The organism is Exiguobacterium sp. UBA6282, assembly GCF_002440475.1.
GTDB lineage: Bacteria > Bacillota > Bacilli > Exiguobacteriales > Exiguobacteriaceae > Exiguobacterium_A.
In genome coordinates this window covers 34,344-49,988 of record NZ_DJUM01000057.1, presented here as the reverse complement: position 1 = coordinate 49,988, position 15,645 = coordinate 34,344, and the positions used below count along the sequence as shown (strand labels likewise).

16 protein-coding genes and 1 riboswitch are annotated in these 15,645 nt (G+C 45.5%); of the genes, 9 read left to right on the top strand and 7 right to left on the bottom strand.

The window, feature by feature from the left end; all coding sequences use genetic code 11:
• The coding region (locus B2751_RS15220; protein WP_290775539.1) for an amino acid permease at positions 1 to 625 on the bottom strand (625 nt) is incomplete at its 3' end.
• Between the two features lie 132 nt (positions 626 to 757).
• Positions 758 to 946: riboswitch (Lysine riboswitch) on the bottom strand.
• 165 nt (positions 947 to 1,111) lie between these two features.
• Here B2751_RS15220 and B2751_RS15215 point away from each other — a divergent pair.
• Positions 1,112 to 1,567, top strand: a complete 456-nt coding sequence (locus B2751_RS15215) for a MarR family winged helix-turn-helix transcriptional regulator (RefSeq protein ID WP_056064474.1) — start codon at positions 1,112 to 1,114, stop codon at positions 1,565 to 1,567.
• Positions 1,568 to 1,704: 137 nt separating this feature from the next.
• Positions 1,705 to 2,796 (top strand): diguanylate cyclase, encoded by a 1,092-nt coding sequence (locus B2751_RS15210; protein WP_235514047.1) that lies wholly within the window; start codon positions 1,705 to 1,707, stop codon positions 2,794 to 2,796.
• 41 nt (positions 2,797 to 2,837) lie between these two features.
• On the opposite strand, the gene B2751_RS15205 is transcribed toward B2751_RS15210, so the two are convergent.
• Entirely contained in the window at positions 2,838 to 3,443 is a 606-nt protein-coding gene (locus B2751_RS15205) for a TetR/AcrR family transcriptional regulator (RefSeq protein WP_290748409.1), read from the bottom strand.
• Positions 3,444 to 3,635: 192 nt separating this feature from the next.
• Between B2751_RS15205 and B2751_RS15200 the strand changes: the two genes are divergently transcribed.
• The 4 genes from B2751_RS15200 (at position 3,636) to B2751_RS15185 (ending at position 7,359) form a co-directional block, all read left to right on the top strand.
• Positions 3,636 to 4,292 (top strand): HlyD family secretion protein, encoded by a 657-nt coding sequence (locus B2751_RS15200; RefSeq protein ID WP_056064483.1) that lies wholly within the window; start codon positions 3,636 to 3,638, stop codon positions 4,290 to 4,292.
• A 12-nt stretch (positions 4,293 to 4,304) separates the two neighbouring features.
• A complete protein-coding gene (locus tag B2751_RS15195) occupies positions 4,305 to 5,996 on the top strand; it encodes a DHA2 family efflux MFS transporter permease subunit (protein ID WP_290775535.1) in 1,692 nt (563 codons plus the stop codon).
• 130 nt (positions 5,997 to 6,126) lie between these two features.
• On the top strand, positions 6,127 to 6,678 hold the full coding sequence (locus tag B2751_RS15190; RefSeq protein ID WP_035411503.1) for a hypothetical protein: 552 nt from the start codon (positions 6,127 to 6,129) through the stop codon (positions 6,676 to 6,678).
• A 123-nt stretch (positions 6,679 to 6,801) separates the two neighbouring features.
• A complete protein-coding gene (locus B2751_RS15185) occupies positions 6,802 to 7,359 on the top strand; it encodes a nitroreductase family protein (RefSeq protein WP_035411506.1) in 558 nt (185 codons plus the stop codon).
• A 119-nt stretch (positions 7,360 to 7,478) separates the two neighbouring features.
• Here B2751_RS15185 and B2751_RS15180 read toward each other — a convergent pair whose 3' ends face one another.
• The 3 genes from B2751_RS15180 to B2751_RS15170 are packed head-to-tail and all read right to left on the bottom strand — an operon-like array spanning position 7,479 to position 10,448.
• Positions 7,479 to 8,681, bottom strand: a complete 1,203-nt coding sequence (locus tag B2751_RS15180) for a CDP-glycerol--glycerophosphate glycerophosphotransferase (protein ID WP_035411510.1) — start codon at positions 8,679 to 8,681, stop codon at positions 7,479 to 7,481.
• Positions 8,682 to 8,712: 31 nt separating this feature from the next.
• Complete coding sequence (locus B2751_RS15175) at positions 8,713 to 9,738, bottom strand: ribitol-5-phosphate dehydrogenase (RefSeq protein WP_290775533.1); 1,026 nt, start codon at positions 9,736 to 9,738, stop codon at positions 8,713 to 8,715.
• Positions 9,735 to 10,448, bottom strand: a complete 714-nt coding sequence (locus B2751_RS15170; protein WP_050677332.1) for an IspD/TarI family cytidylyltransferase — start codon at positions 10,446 to 10,448, stop codon at positions 9,735 to 9,737. Before B2751_RS15170 ends, B2751_RS15175 begins: the two co-directional genes overlap by 4 nt.
• 316 nt (positions 10,449 to 10,764) lie before the next feature.
• On the opposite strand from B2751_RS15170, the gene B2751_RS15165 reads away from it, so the two are divergent.
• The 3 genes from B2751_RS15165 (at position 10,765) to B2751_RS15155 (ending at position 14,914) form a co-directional block, all read left to right on the top strand.
• Positions 10,765 to 12,510 (top strand): CDP-glycerol glycerophosphotransferase family protein, encoded by a 1,746-nt coding sequence (locus B2751_RS15165; protein ID WP_290775531.1) that lies wholly within the window; start codon positions 10,765 to 10,767, stop codon positions 12,508 to 12,510.
• Positions 12,507 to 13,568, top strand: coding sequence for an acyltransferase family protein (locus B2751_RS15160; RefSeq protein ID WP_290748427.1), 1,062 nt, complete (start codon positions 12,507 to 12,509; stop codon positions 13,566 to 13,568). The genes B2751_RS15165 and B2751_RS15160 overlap by 4 nt, the downstream gene beginning before the upstream one ends.
• Before the next feature lie 149 nt (positions 13,569 to 13,717).
• Entirely contained in the window at positions 13,718 to 14,914 is a 1,197-nt protein-coding gene (locus B2751_RS15155; protein WP_290748430.1) for an MFS transporter, read from the top strand.
• A 79-nt stretch (positions 14,915 to 14,993) separates the two neighbouring features.
• On the opposite strand, the gene B2751_RS15150 is transcribed toward B2751_RS15155, so the two are convergent.
• Both B2751_RS15150 and B2751_RS15145 read right to left on the bottom strand, forming a co-directional pair.
• The gene (locus B2751_RS15150) at positions 14,994 to 15,293 is read right to left on the bottom strand and encodes a hypothetical protein (protein ID WP_035411525.1); all 300 of its coding nucleotides are present in this window, start codon (positions 15,291 to 15,293) and stop codon (positions 14,994 to 14,996) included.
• A gap of 67 nt (positions 15,294 to 15,360) precedes the next feature.
• Positions 15,361 to 15,645: DUF4385 family protein (locus B2751_RS15145; RefSeq protein ID WP_290775529.1), on the bottom strand; the 285-nt coding region annotated here is incomplete at its 5' end.

Below are 15,645 nucleotides of genomic sequence, written 5' to 3'. Positions count from 1 at the left end.
GAATACCACCGACGAACGGCGCATCCCCGAGAGCAAAGTTTTTAAAGCCAACCGGTGGCTCCGATGTAAAGACACCGAAAATCATCGCAACACCGACGACTAAGAAGACGATGACAGTGACGACTTTAATCATGGCGAACCAATATTCCGCTTCCCCAAAACCTTTAACGGAGAAGTAGTTCAAGCCGATCATGAGTAAAAGGAATAAGGCACTGAAGTAAAATCCAGGAACGTCCGGGAACCAATACGTCATAACGATTTGTGCTGCAACGAGCTCAACTGCGATCGTGACCGCCCAGTTGTACCAGTAGTTCCAGCCGAGTGCAAAGCCGAATGATGGATCGACGAATTTTGTCCCGTATGTCGAGAAGGATCCGGCGACAGGCATATACGCCGCCATTTCGCCAAGACTCGTCATTAGGAAGTAGACCATCAGACCAACGATTGCATACGATAGGAGTGCACCACCTGGTCCTGCTGCTGCAACGGAAGCACCGGACGCGATGAAAAGTCCTGTTCCGATTGCCCCACCGATGGCGATCATCGACATATGACGGGCTTGTAATCCACGTTTTAATCCTTCGGCTGTCGAATCTGTTGTTTGTTTCACATCTAGTTTGTTCATTTCGTTCGCTTCTCTCTGTTTAGATTTTTTGAGAGGACACTTTTTGAATGAAAAAAACAAAAAGCGCCCTCATCTTCCAGATGGAAGATGAGAACGCAACATAATAAAATGAATGCGCCTCATTCTACCGTCGTGAAAGATAGCTCTCCACAAGTAAGTGATACCCGACTTGTGACAGTATTAGACCTATTCGATCTAATCCCAATCGATCATCTTCAAAGCGATGATTGATTTCGGCAATTCTTCCTTTCAGGTCACTTCATTTGTCGCTTGACGACATCCGTAACCGTACTCTTAAGAACTGCAACCTCCATCCCACTGGTTGAGTGAGAACTGAATTAAATTAGTTATTACTACGCCATATTACACAAACCGCCACGAAATTGTCAATTGCCTTTTTTGAATCTGGGGTAGTAGATGGTAAAAATCCGATATGTTTAGTACACTAAATGATAGAAGTCCACTGAGAGAAAGGATGCTGCTTGCATGCCACAGGAACGTGATTTGCTGACTTACCGACTCGAGGAACAAATGCGTGTCATTCTTCGTACCCTGCGACGTGAACTTAATCGACTATTTGAAGGAACAGCGACCCGAAGCGAATTTTTCATCTTACGGAGTCTTTCAGAAAACGGTCCTCAGCGTCCGACACTTCTTGCGGAACAATTTGAGCTGGCGACGAGTCAAGTCACTGCTTTAACGGATAAGCTCTATAAACAAGGATATGTCACACGGACGCGTTCGACGGAAGATCGTCGCTCGATTGTCCTCGCTTTGACGGATGACGGAGAGCGTGCTTTTCGGGAACTCGAGGTCGTCCGAAGAAACTATTTACAAGATCGCTTCGGAACTTTAACAGCAGAAGAACTGGAAACGATGATTCGCGTCTTCGATAAGATTTTACTGACGATGGATGAGGATACGCTCACTTCGTCTTCATAAAAAACGGTAGATTTTCTACCGTTTTTTATGTTTTATCTAAACATTTACCTCTGTCTAACCGTTACCTAGATGAGTATACTGGAGTATATATATGGAAATCTGTTAGCTGGGGGAGTTGGGAGGATTTGTTGTCCATCATGAATCAATTCATCATTAACTTTTGTCTACTGTTCACGACGATTACTCTCTTATTCTTACCATTTCGGAATCGACCACGTATTTCGCTGAATTCCAGCTGGAGTACACGCCTCATATTGGGAACTGTCTGTGGTCTGATTGCAGTTTTGTTGATGTTCAACGGCATTCAGATCGATGTCGCCCGTGTGGATTTACGAATCATCCCAGTCGCGATCGCTATGCTATTCGGTGGTTTCCCGAGCGCCATCGTCGCCGGTATAATGATCATCGGGACACGTTACTTTTTGACACCCGTCGATCAAATGGAAGGTTTTTATCTGTCCACACTGATTATCGTCTTAATCATTACGACGATCGGAATCGTACGTCGATTCGTTCATGTCTCGACACGCCATTTTCAATTATTGGTGTCAATTGGTGTTCTCTATTCGTTACCTGCCATCTATATCCTGACAAACAGCTGGTCGACATTCTTTAAAATTTCAATCGCTTATATCTTCTTTAATCTATTAGCTGGCTTTGTTGCTTTTCGACTGCTGACGGAATTACGCCGTCACTTCGAAAACATTCAGTATCAACAAAAACTAGCGATGACGGATGCTTTGACCGGACTTGCCAATCGGCGCCGTCTCGATGATTCACTGTCACTTGTCGGTTCAACGGATCAAGGGTATTCACTTGTCTTGATTGATATCGACTTCTTCAAGCACGTCAATGATACATATGGTCATGACGCCGGGGATGATGTCCTACGTCAACTCGGCATGACACTCGCTTCCTTAACACGACCGGATGACCTCGTCGGACGGTACGGTGGTGAAGAGTTTTTGATCATTTTACCAAGCACTACAGCTAAAGAAGCTCAAAAAATCGCAGAGTTGGCTCGGATGACAGTCGCACGCAACCTGTTCCCGACGGCAGACGTACCTGATCTGCAAATCACGATTTCGCTTGGGATTGCACATTCTAGTGGTTCCCATACGTCTCTTGAAGCATTACAACAAGCAGATAAAGCGTTGTATTACTCAAAAGAAAGCGGACGAAACCGAAGTACGATTTATACGAAGGAACTTGCCTTCCGACAAGCTTGAATATGAGACACTTCCTAGCGGGAGTGTCTTTTTCTATGACCTTATTCCGTTTCTTTCGGAAAACCGATGCTTTCAACCGTTCCAAAGACGATCATCCGGCTCAATTGCTCCGCCATATATGCGGATGAATATGGCCGACCGTTTCGTAACCAGGAAATCAATAATCCTAACTGTCCACCAATGACATAGTTCAGTAACAAATCCCGATCGACGAAAGTCGCATCCTCTGCGACTTGGGATCGAAAGACGAGGCGATAATTTTCTTTCAACGTATCAAGAAAACGTGAGATGAACGTTTTGATAGGACCTTGAACGAGCATCGTTTGGTAAAACAATTCGTTTTCTTCAATGTGAATGAACAAACGAGCAAAATAACGACTGACCTGTTCGACTGTCGGAAATACGGTGCCTGTACCTGTAATCCGAATCGCTTGTTCGAGTGCCATCATCTGTTCCTCAACGATTTGGTCAAGCAAATCATATTTATCTGTGTAGTGCGCATAAAAGGTCGAGCGGTTCACACCCGCCCCATCCGTCAGCATCTTGACGGTGATGCTCGAAAAGCTATTTGTCTTCAGTAAACGAAACAATTCCATCGTAATACGGTCACGTGACCGTTTTGGTCGTGGATCACGGCTCTCTTTCATGTGCATTTCACTCCTTTTCCATCCTCTTTTTAAAAATGAATCCGTTATCATTTATTTTTCCAACATTTTGTCGGAAACTGTTGGTTGTTTGTTATCTAACTATCCATATAATTAACTATATTAATTACTCCTCCCCCCAGAGGAGTACTTTTTTTGAATCGATTGTACACAAGAAAGGATGCTAACACACCCATGAGTATGAAGAAATTACTAATCATTAATATCGTTACACTCATCGTTTTGATCGGTGGTGGGGTCGTCGGATACTACTATTACGATCAAGCAACAAGCTATGTCAAAACAGACAATGCGAAAATCGATGGCAAAATGATAACGATTGCTAGCCCAAGCGCTGGTAAATTAACGGACTGGTCTGCTAAAACAGGCGAATCGCTCGACAGCGGTGCAACACTTGGTCACATCATGACTGCGCAAGCTGGACAAAAACCAACAGATCTTTCTGTTTCGATGCCTGCGAAGGCAACGATCGTTCAGTCGATGGCGACAAAGAACGGCTTCGTCGCAGCCGGTACACCACTTGCCTATGGTTTTGACTTAAACGACCTTTGGGTCACAGCGAACATCGAAGAAACAGAAATCGATGAAATCAAAGTCGGACAAACCGTTGACGTGTATGTCGACAGCTATCCTGACACGACACTTTCTGGTGAAGTGGAACAGATCGGAATGACGACAGCTTCGACGTTCTCGATGATGCCTTCTTCAAACGGAAATGCGAACTACACGAAAGTCGCACAAGTCATTCCAGTTAAAGTATCACTCTCGCAAGAAAAATCACTCGACATTCGACCTGGTATGAATGTGACCGTCCGCATTCATAAGGATTAAGGAGGGACGTTCATGTCTACTACCTTCTTGTTCGGATATAGTGCGTTCACGATTCTGATCATCATCGGCGTCAACTGGATCGCCCGCCGGAATCGTCAATCCGACATCGCACTGGCCACTGACGGACCGACACTTGAGGAGTCCCTCGAGACGGAACCGACGATGACCGTGACACCATCAGTCGCAGCACCTTCAAAACAAGTATCGACTGAAAACGTCAGTATTCCGAAAGTACTGACGGTCTTACTGATTGGTATGTTCATTGCTATTTTGAACCAAACGTTGATTAATGTCGCGTTACCGGTTCTAATCAATGACTTCAACGTGTCGACGTCCACTGCCCAGTGGTTGACGACAGGTTTCATGCTCGTCAACGGGATCTTGATTCCGATCAGTGCTTTTTTAATGCGCAGTTATACGTTCCGCCAGTTGTTCCTCGCTTCGATGACACTCTTTTTCTTTGGATCAATCATCTGTTCGATGGCGATGAACTTCCCGGTCATGATGATCGGGCGTGTCGTTCAGGCGGCAGGTGCTGGTATCTTAATGCCACTAGGATCAAATGTCTTCATGACATTGTTCCCACCGCATAAGCGTGGCGCTGCCATGGGAATGCTCGGAATCGCGATGATTCTCGCTCCAGCAGTCGGACCAACGATCACGGGATATGTCATCCAAAACTATGATTGGCACGTCATGTTTTATGCGATGTCGTTCTTTGGATTAGTGACATTGCTACTCGGTACGGCTTGGTTCCGACTGACACAGCCACTCTCGAAACCTTCTTTTGATGCACTTGGTGTATTATTCAGTACGATTGGGTTCGGCAGTCTCCTTTATGGATTCAGTGAAGCCGGGAATGACGGCTGGGATAGCCCGATCGTCATCAGCACGATCGTCATCGGCTTAATTGGAATTGCTGCTTTTGCAATGCGTGAGCTGTCGATGGAAGATCCGATGTTAAACATTCGCGTCTTGAAGGTTCCGGAATTTTCATTTACCCTCTTCATCAATGTCATCGTCACGATGGCGTTGTTCGGTGGGATGTTGCTTTTACCGATTTACCTTCAAAGCATTCGCGGTTTTTCACCGGTCGATTCAGGTCTTCTCCTTTTGCCCGGATCACTGATCATGGGAATCACCGGACCGATTGCCGGTCGTTTATTTGACCGCTTCGGTATTCGACCGCTCGCTATCTTCGGTTTGACGTTGATGACGTACGGGACATGGGAATTGACGCAATTAAACATGGATACGTCGTATTATTCCATCATGGGCATCTACATGCTTCGGTCATTCGGTATGGCATTCATCATGATGCCGATCATGACTGCCGGTATGAACGCTTTACCGATGAAGATGATCCCGCACGGAAACGCAACCCAAAACACACTTCGTCAAGTCGCCGGCTCCATCGGAACGGCAATTCTCGTCACCGTCATGACCCGTCAAACGACGGCTCACTTGGCAGACGATGCGAATCAGTTCACGACGCTCGACCCGACGCTTTCGCAACATTTAAACGATCTTGGACAACAGCTGGGTAGCTCACAAGCTGCTTCAACGAGTTGGTTTACGATGCTGACAAAACAAGCAACGATCCAAGGGATCACTGACGCGTTCTGGATTGCGACCGTTTTATCTGCGCTCGCATTAATTCTGTCCTTCTTCTTGCACGGAAAAAAAGAACCAAATCTGGATTGATTCATGAAGGACCAGTTGATGTCATATCAGCTGGTCTTTTGCTATACTTCGTGAAAAGTTCTTCTTTGCACTTCTCTCTTAAAATCGATACACTAGGGACAATGAGTTTCATATCTAAAGGAGATGCTTTATGGTTGCCTTTCTGCAATTTTATGCGTTTATCTTTGCTTGTTGTTTTGCTTGGCAAGTCGGTCGACCATCGCCTTGGTCGCAAAAGATTTTTCGCGCCTTTTTAACAAGTGTCAACGGGCTCTTCGTCTTTGCACGTGCCTCGATTTCAATCTTTTTGTTAGTTGGACCACTATTACTCGTCACATATCTTGTTTTTCCACGATTAATCACTTTTGAAAATGGTTTAGCGATGGTGATCAGTGTGCTCGTCATCGGACTGGTCGATCGTCTCGTCAGTCTCGTCGTCCTACCACTCATGCGTTCCTTTTTCCTAAAACGTCAACGCGTCATGCCACAATCGGTGGAAATGGTGCTCTATACGATGGCAATGGCTGTCTTGCTCTTCATTCAGCTTCATGCTGTTCCTGGCGTTCAGATTCATGTAGCATTAACGCTTTTCCTGGGATTCACGATTTATTTCGCCCATTATTTATTTGCGTTGTACCGGATTCGTCTCATGAAAAAGAAACTAACGACTGTTGCTCAAGAAGAGGAACGAAAAGCCTCTTAATACAAATTCAACGAAAGATGATTTCCTCTTGGAAATCGTCTTTTTGTTTTCTGACAAATAACATTGACAATGATAATCGTTATCATTTATAGTGAAAAAGTACTCAGTGAGGAGATGAAACGGATGCATGTCCAACAAGTGATTGAAACACGCCGGTCCATCCGGTCTTATACGGAACAACCAGTTCCGGTCGAATTAGTAGAGGCATTACTCGAAACGGCGATGTATGCCCCGAATCATAAATTACGAGAACCTTGGCGTTTTGTTCTCGCAATCGAAGAGGGACAAACTCGGTACGTCGATGCTTTGATGGAGTTACTGACAGCGCGTGGTCAATTCGAGACAAAAACATCTGAACAACGTCAACAGGCTGAACAAAAATTACGGGAAGTCCCGGTTTACTTAACAGTACTTTGTCAGGTACAAGGGACACCGGATCAACAGCTAGAAGATACACTCGCAACAGCTGCCATGATTCAAAATCTACAGTTGGTGGCGACAGAGCGCGGCCTTGGTTGCTGCTGGAAGAGCGGAAAACATTGGTTTACACCAGAATATGCTTCAATCGTTCACGCTTCAGAAAATGAACGGGTTCTCGGCGTCATTCAAATCGGCTGGCCAGCCCTCGTTCCACCTGTCAAACCGAGAACGTCCCTGAAGGACAAGTTGACGCACTTTTAAGAGGTGCGCATTCTGCGAGCTACCCCTGCTCGCGCCAATCAAGCCCCAATTCAAAATAAAAACGTTCCGGTGACGTCTCTCTCCCCAAATGGAGACGCAATCGGAACGTTTTTTTGTGTTCATACCGGCGTTTTCGTATAGACAGGTGCTTCCGGAATCGTGTCATATAACAAATGATCGACAATTCGTTTGGTTGCTTCCCCGTCCTGATACGTAAAGAACTGATTCGCGAACGTCTCGATCTTCTGCGTATCGAATTGCCCGCGTTTAATCCAAGCGATGACGTCTTCGAACGTCGAGACAATCGGTCCCGGTACGAAGGATTCATACGGGAAATAGAAATCGCGTTCTGCTTTGTACGACTGCAGATCGTTAACAAGGAAAATCATTGGCTTCTGCAACAAGGCAAACTCGAAGATGACAGATGAATAATCCGTGATCAGAATATCCGCAATCTGCATCAGATCATTGATGTCCGGATAGTCTGTCATGTTAATGATTTGATCCGAATACGCGTCCGGTACGATTGGTGGATTAAGAACAAACGGATGCATGCGAAGCAAGAGGACTGTATCCGGTCCAAGCTCACGACGAAACTTCTCAAAATCGAGCTCTTGATCGTAATGTGCCGTTGTTTGTCCATTTCCTCGGAACGTCGGCGCGAGTAAGATGATTCGTTTCTTGCGCCATTCTGGATATCGGTCATACAACTTTTCTCGCACACGGGCTTGGCGTGCTGTGTTCAGTAGTTGATCCGTCCGTGGAACCCCTAATGGGTAGATCCGTTCCTGCGTCATTCCGAAAGCATCCGCATATGGTGCGATACATGCTTCACCGGAAACATAGACCTTGCTATAGTTCCGGTGAATCTGGACCATCTTCAAATAATCATCATCCGGCGAATAGGATTTATCAAGCACACTATAGCCGAACTTTTTAAAGGCTCCACAAGCATGCCACAGCTGAATGACTTCTGTTCCTTTCCGTAAGGACGAGACATATACAGGATAATAATAATCATCGATGATGAAATAACGGGCAGTCGCTAATTCATACGTCGCTCGCATCATGTGGAAGACGTATTGAATTTGTCCCACCAACGATTGAGGAAATCGTTTCAACAAAAAAACGTATTCATATCCTAAATCGCGTCGCTCTAGTTCATCGTAGACGGCACGAAAGTTATCGACGAGACGATCGGAACGATAGGTCGCAAAAACGACTTTCTTTGATTGGATCGGCAGTCGCTTCGTCAACCAATATGTCATAGCAAGCAAATAGTGGACCGTCCGTCGTTGCAATAACCGAATTTTTTGTTTCATAGACGATTCTCCTCTTTTTCAGCGCATATCATCACATGCACCATTCCATGACCGTCTTTCCGAAGCGATTCGTTAAATCGTTTTCAAACGCTTTATGAATATCTTCGATTTGTCGGATTTGGAATACGCCCGAAACCAGATTCGATAGATAGGCTGGAATGTCCGGATGAGTTTGATACAATTCCATCGTCCGTGCGAAATCAGCCGGTGTACTTCGACTTGATCCGTAGACACGCAGTCCTTTTTCAAGAATCATCCGCGTGTTGATCGCGACGGCATCTTCTGACACACCGAGCAAAGCCATCGTGCCTTCTGGAATAATGTAATCGATCATCTGATTGATCGCATATTGGCTACCGATTCCACCGACGCATTCAAAACCGTGGTTGAAGGAGACATCAGCTGGAATCTGGTCGATGTGATATGTCTCGTCCGCAAACGAGAAGTAGTCGAGTTTCGACTGGGTTTTACCGAAGACGAGTAGTTTTGCTTCCGGATATAATTTACGCAACAAAAGTGCCGTGATGAAACCAAGATTTCCATCTCCCCAGACACCGAACGTCTCACGGCGCGGGTGCGCAATCTTTTCAAAGCGAGTCAAGGCATGGACCGATACACTGACAAGTTCAGTGAATGCCGCGACCTCAGGATCAAGATCGACCGGTACCTCAACAAGGCGATCCGCTTTCAAGAACACATAGTCTTGCATATAGCCGTCATATCCACTCGAACGAAAACGACTCGTGCGCAGATAGTTTTCACCGATGATATCATCATCTTCCGTCGGTGTATTCGGTACCATCGCGACGAGTGTTCCCTTCTTGAATGTACCGCTTGGATCATGGACGACTTTTCCGATTCCCTCATGAATCATCGCCATCGGTAATTTTTTCGCCAATACTTCCGCACTACGACTACCTGTGAAATAGCGTTGATCGGCGTGACAAATCGATAAATATGTTGGACGTACGACGACACGATCGGTATTCAAAGACCGCTCATCATACGTCACTTCAATCTGACGCGGGGCGACGAGTTGATAGACTTGATTAATCATTGATGAATCCGCTCCTTCAAGATAGCATTTGCGATCCGTAGGTCATATGGTGTCGTCACTTTAATATTGAACAGTTCCCCCGTGACGAGCGCCACATCTTCTCCTTTCAGAAGAAGAATCTTACAAGCATCCGTCAAAATCGCCCGTTCTTCCGTTGAGAGTGACTCATAATGCGATTTTAACTTCGTGATTTGGAAACTTTGTGGTGTTTGCCCTTGATACATTTGATCACGAACCGGAATATCCGTGATCGTTTTGCCGTTCGTTGACGCGACGATCGTATCGATCGCTGAAATGACCGTGTCGCATGAACCGAACTCTTGCGCTGCTTCGATGTTTTCCTTAATGATGCGGTGCGTCAGGAACGGACGGACGGCGTCGTGTGTGACGATGATGTCTTCTTCAGATAGACCGTTTTTCTCTTCAATCCAGTTCACCGCTGCCATGATTGATTCATTTCGATCTTGTCCACCCGGTGTAATGACAAGACGGTCATCTTTTCCGATGTATTTTTCCAAAATATCGCGTGTATAGTTAATCCAAGCAGTCGGTGTGACGATGATGATGCGGTCAAAATCTTCATGTAACAAAAATTTTTCTACTGTATGGACGATGATCGGACGTTCTCCGATCGATAAGAATTGTTTCGGGCGATCGACATTCCCCATTCGTGTTCCTTTTCCTCCAGCTAAAATGGCTGCATAAATCATCTTCTGACGCAGTGTCTCGTTACCTATTCCGCACGAGACGACCTGCTTCCCTCCCTTATGAAATAATCGTATGTCGGTTTTCTCTCCCTATCGTTCAGGGTATCTGTAATGATCCAGTCTGTATTAAACTGTTATTTTACAAAAACACAAAAAAATAAAGAAATCCCTATTAATTTTAATGTCTCACGATATAATGAGTGGTGATTTCTAGTTTCACTATACTATGTTCAACTGCATTTTAAAATTTTATCGTTATTGTGTAAATGTAATGTAATTATTCGAGCGAGGAGAGATGGTTTTGACAGAAGAGACACTTATGCCTACTTTACATGCCGAGGTCACCTACTTGGAATTAGCCGGAACGACGTTTCGTTTCGAAGCACGTTTAAGCGGATTGACTGATTTTTTGCACGCCGAACAAACATTATTTGAAAATTCTATATTGCATCAAACTGATTCCGAGGAACCGGTCGACGACTATATTCAGTCTGAACCTGTTGAAGTATCGGTACCACTCGAACGTGCCATCGTTTTTCGGAACAAACGAAATAAACGGACGTTCATCTGCCGATTTCCATTTGAAGGAGACTGGACGGAAGAGTCCTTTACAGGCGAATTAAATTTGAACCACATTACACCAACGGGTCGTCCGTTGCCGATGGGTTATTTTGATGCTTTTTTCGCCATCGTGCAAGGAAAGACGATCTTACATGAAGCGCCTTTTGGTGATACACGTTCACTCATTCCTATCGCTTACCGCGTTGATACGAAACATAGTAACGCGTTGATCTTACTTGAGTACGAACTTGTCGTGCAGTATTCACAATACAGCAACTCTTTAGGTTTCCATTCCCTGAAAAAAGGCGAATCGAAACGTTTAGTTCAAGTCATCGATCGGTATAAGAAATGGAAGAAAAACATGAAAAAGCGGGCGTTCAAGTTCCGCCGTTTTACGTTCAAGGCGATTTATAACGTCACGAAATGGACCCAACCGATCCAAGAGAATAAAGTCATCCTCGCTTCCGACTCACGAAGCGATATTAGTGGTAACTTCGCCTATATCTTGGATGAAGTCGAGCGGCGCAATCTCAATCTCGACGTGAAGACGTTCTTCAAACCGAATCTCCAGTCTCGCCGTGATTGGCGTGATAAGTTTGCGCTGCCGTATCACTTAGCGACAGCAAAGACGATTCTTGTCGATGATTTCTATCCGATGATCTATCCGTTGAATATTCGTAAAGGTAGTGACCTCGTTCAAGTCTGGCATGCCGTTGGCGCCTTCAAGACGTTCGGTTACAGTCGCCTCGGAAAACCAGGTGGTCCAAGTGCGAACTCGCTCAGTCACCGGAACTACACGAAAGCGATCGTTAGCTCTCATAATGTCGCCCGTCATTACGCAGAAGGTTTTGGTTTACGGGAAGACCAAGTTATCGCGACCGGTATTCCTCGGACGGATATGTTCTTCGATCAACCGTTCATCGAGGAAGCGAAAGCACGTATTTATGAGGAATATCCAATCTTCAAACAAAAGAAAGTCATCATGTTTGCTCCGACATTCCGAGGAAATGGTGCGAAGAGTGCCTATTATGATTTTGATCAGCTGGATCTCGATGCGTTGTATGAAGCACTTCATGAGGAGTATGTCTTTGTCCTAAAACTCCACCCGTTCATCCGTCGTCGGATGGAGATTCCTGAAGTCTATGCCGACTTCTTCCTTGATTTGACGGATCATCGTGAAATCAATGAATTGCTGTTCGTCTCAGACATTTTAATCACGGATTACTCATCGACGTGTTTCGAGTTCTCTCTATTGAATCGACCTATGTTGTTCTTCGCGTACGATCTTGAAGACTATATCTCGAAACGCGATTTTTACTATGATTTCGAGGAATTCGTACCTGGTCCGATCGTCAAGACATCAGAAGAGTTGATTGAGCGAATTAAAAATCAAGACTTCGAAATGCACAACGTCAAAGCATTCGCGGAGTACTTCTTCGAGCATCAGGACGGGAAATCGAGTGCCCGGTTCGTCGATCAAATTCTGCTTGGTGAAAAAAAATGACCACTGCTATCAAACCAGTGACCGCTCCTATGTACGATCATTGGCTTGGAAACTATAAAGTGCTACTCATTTTCACGGTTGTCTTTGGTCACTTGATCGAGACGTTCCGTGACTTACCAGGAAATGATGTCGTCAAGATGGCATATAACGTCATTTACCTGTTGCATATGCCAGCCTTCATCTTCATGAGTGGCTATTTCTTCAAACAAGCGCGACCACAACGAATCATCGCGTTCGTCGTTCTCTATTTTCTCTGGCAGTCGATTCACGAAATTTATTTATCTTACACGCAGGATGACTCCTTACGGGAAATGCTCGATGGATTACTTCATCCACTCGTTCCGAACTGGACGCTTTGGTATTTGCTCGGCATTATCATTTGGCAGACCGTCACACCGGCTTTTCTAGCGATGCGTTTTCCGCTGATCGTCAGTGTCTTATTCGCCTTATTGATCAACGCCAATCCAGATTCGATCACGAACTTCCTATCATTACAAAAAGTCGTCAGCTTTTATCCGTTCTTCTTGATGGGGTATCTCGTCAAGGAGCGTGGCTGGTTAACTGATACCGGCTGGCGAAAACAGATGACAGCACCGATCGGGCGGTTGACCGGACTGATCATCTCACTCTTGATTGCCGTCTTCATGATTCTCTGGACAAAAAATGGGTTTGACACGGTCTGGCTCTTTTACCGCGATACGTATGGTGAATTCGAAGTCCCGCTTCTCAAGGGAGTGGCAATCCAACTGTTTCTTTACGCCATCAGCACTATCATGATCTTCTCCGTTCTCCTGCTCGTACCGCATCGGTCGTTCGGTGAACGGTTCGACCAGATCGGAATTCAGACGCTCGCGATCTATTTGATCCACTCGTTCATCGTTCGTTTGTTCCGAGATTCGGTTCCACCAGCCATTACAGAGTCACCACTGTTATTGATTGGACTTTCTTTCTTACTCGCTACCGGATTCGTCTGGTTGCTGTCGAGTCGACCCATCGTGACGATTTTCCGACCGTTGCTGTCACCGAACGTCAAATGGTTATTCAAAAAAGAGCAATAAGTTTGAATTGGCTCTATCCTTCTTGAAGGATAGAGTCTTTTTCAAATCATCGACTCGTCTACGTTGACAGACGCTTTAGCTTGAATCTAAGATAATGAAGGTGAAACAAATAACCGCTTACAAAAAGCGGGTCGAAAGAAGGGGTCCCCTTGCACGCGGATCAACGAAAAAAATTAACGGTTCTCATGATCAATATGTTTATTGCGGTCGGGAGCTTCGGGATCATCATTCCGATTCTACCCGCTTACTTAGCGTCGATTGGACAAGGTGGAACGGCGGCTGGATTAATGATTGCCATCTTTGCCGGAGCACAGCTCGTCATGTCACCGATTGCTGGTAAATGGGCAGATCAATATGGTCGTCGTAAGATGATCATCTATGGATTGATCGGCTTGACGCTCTCGATGTTTGTCTTCTATTTCTCAAACTCTGTCACGGTTCTCTACATCTCGCGCGCAATCGGTGGTGCCGGTGCCGCACTCCTGATTCCAGCGATTTTTGCTTACGTTGCGGACATCACGACGATGGATCAACGTGCAAAAGGAAACAGCTATGTCTCAGCTGCGATGTCACTCGGGATCGTCATCGGTCCAGGAATCGGTGGATTCCTTGCCGAGTATGACTTAAAATTGCCGTTGCTCATCTCAGCGATCGTCTCGGGTGCAGCTGTCTTATTCAGCGTCCTGTTACTTCAAGAAAGCGAACAACACGATGCAACAGCGATGGCACCAGATGAAGGGTCGATGCTTAAGAAACTGGGGACATCGTTTAAAAAACCGTACTTCGTACCGCTCGTCATTACACTCGTCATGAGCTTTGGTCTCATGGCATACGAATCGGTACTCGGTCTGTTCGTTGATGATCAATTCGGTGCTTCACCGAAGGACATCGCGATCATGGTGACGTCAACTGGAATCATCAGCGTCATTGCTCAAATCTTCATCGTCGATAAGTTATCCCGTAATTTAGGCGAAGGAAAGGTCCTGAACCTGTTCCTGTTCATCGCAGCACTCGGCTTCCTGTTGTCATTATTGACATCAAGTTACGGTGGATTCTTTGCGATTACCCTCGTCATCTTCCTTGCGACATCGATTTTACGCCCCGTCTTGAATACGATGATTTCAAAGCTCGCTGGTAATGAGCAAGGCTTTGCTATGGGAATGAACAATGCCTATATGAGCATCGGGAACGTGCTCGGACCGACGCTTGCCGGTGTACTGTATGACGTCAACATTTTCTATCCATTCGCACTTGGTCTGATCTTCCTCGTCGTGACGTTCATCGGATCATTCATCTGGCAAAAACGTCAAGCACGATTAATTGCCAAGGTCGAACAGAGTTCTTAAACGAATCAAAAATAGCCTCGATCGCTCTATCCTATTGGACAGAGTAATCGAGGCTATTTCCTTTATCCCTATTCGTTCGTCATACGAATTGTTCCTCCGTTACTGACACGAGCAGTTTTGCAGCGATTTCTGTTAACAAGAAGACGAAGACGACTCCTGTAAAATCCAGCGTCAACCATGGCATCAGACCACAGCCGATCAAAAACGTCCCAATCATTAATGGACGATATGACGAAAAGGATGGTCGCTTCGGACGGATACTTAAAAGGATGCTCACAATACCAAGCATGATAAGCCATATCAATGAAATATCATAGAAAAAGTGATCGACCAGTAAAAATAGACCGATCGGATACAGCGGAATCCACCAACGGTTCATCCTCATGCCTCCCGTTTTCTTTTCAGTATCGCATGGTTTGAATGGATTCCCTTTATTTTGAAATGACTTATCCGTACTGCTTTTGATGCGCACGTTTGAGTTCAAGGTATTCTTCGTCCGCCCGAATCAAATCCCATTTTTCTTGGAAGATGGCCGCGGATTTTGCTTTTTCTTCGTCGATTTCGCGTGTGTGTAATTCTTTGGTCTCTTTATCTTTATATTTGCGCCCACCCTTGTAGTTCGCGTAACGTCGCGCACGCGTATGCCCCATCTGAATGAACTTCCGCGCCATATCCATGCCGACGAAGTCCCCGTCTTCTTTATAAGCTAAATACATCTCATAAATTTTCTC

Excerpts from the sequence above, each read along its gene's own strand:
- B2751_RS15215 (WP_056064474.1), top strand. The coding sequence starts at position 1,112 with ATGCCACAGGAACGTGATTTGCTGACTTACCGACTCGAGGAACAAATG.
- B2751_RS15210 (WP_235514047.1), top strand. The coding sequence starts at position 1,705 with ATGAATCAATTCATCATTAACTTTTGTCTACTGTTCACGACGATTACT.
- B2751_RS15205 (WP_290748409.1), bottom strand. The coding sequence starts at position 3,443 with ATGAAAGAGAGCCGTGATCCACGACCAAAACGGTCACGTGACCGTATT.
- B2751_RS15200 (WP_056064483.1), top strand. The coding sequence starts at position 3,636 with ATGAGTATGAAGAAATTACTAATCATTAATATCGTTACACTCATCGTT.
- B2751_RS15195 (WP_290775535.1), top strand. The coding sequence starts at position 4,305 with ATGTCTACTACCTTCTTGTTCGGATATAGTGCGTTCACGATTCTGATC.
- B2751_RS15190 (WP_035411503.1), top strand. The coding sequence starts at position 6,127 with ATGGTTGCCTTTCTGCAATTTTATGCGTTTATCTTTGCTTGTTGTTTT.
- B2751_RS15185 (WP_035411506.1), top strand. The coding sequence starts at position 6,802 with ATGCATGTCCAACAAGTGATTGAAACACGCCGGTCCATCCGGTCTTAT.
- B2751_RS15180 (WP_035411510.1), bottom strand. The coding sequence starts at position 8,681 with ATGAAACAAAAAATTCGGTTATTGCAACGACGGACGGTCCACTATTTG.
- B2751_RS15175 (WP_290775533.1), bottom strand. The coding sequence starts at position 9,738 with ATGATTAATCAAGTCTATCAACTCGTCGCCCCGCGTCAGATTGAAGTG.
- B2751_RS15170 (WP_050677332.1), bottom strand. The coding sequence starts at position 10,448 with ATGATTTATGCAGCCATTTTAGCTGGAGGAAAAGGAACACGAATGGGG.
- B2751_RS15165 (WP_290775531.1), top strand. The coding sequence starts at position 10,765 with ATGCCTACTTTACATGCCGAGGTCACCTACTTGGAATTAGCCGGAACG.
- B2751_RS15160 (WP_290748427.1), top strand. The coding sequence starts at position 12,507 with ATGACCACTGCTATCAAACCAGTGACCGCTCCTATGTACGATCATTGG.
- B2751_RS15150 (WP_035411525.1), bottom strand. The coding sequence starts at position 15,293 with ATGAACCGTTGGTGGATTCCGCTGTATCCGATCGGTCTATTTTTACTG.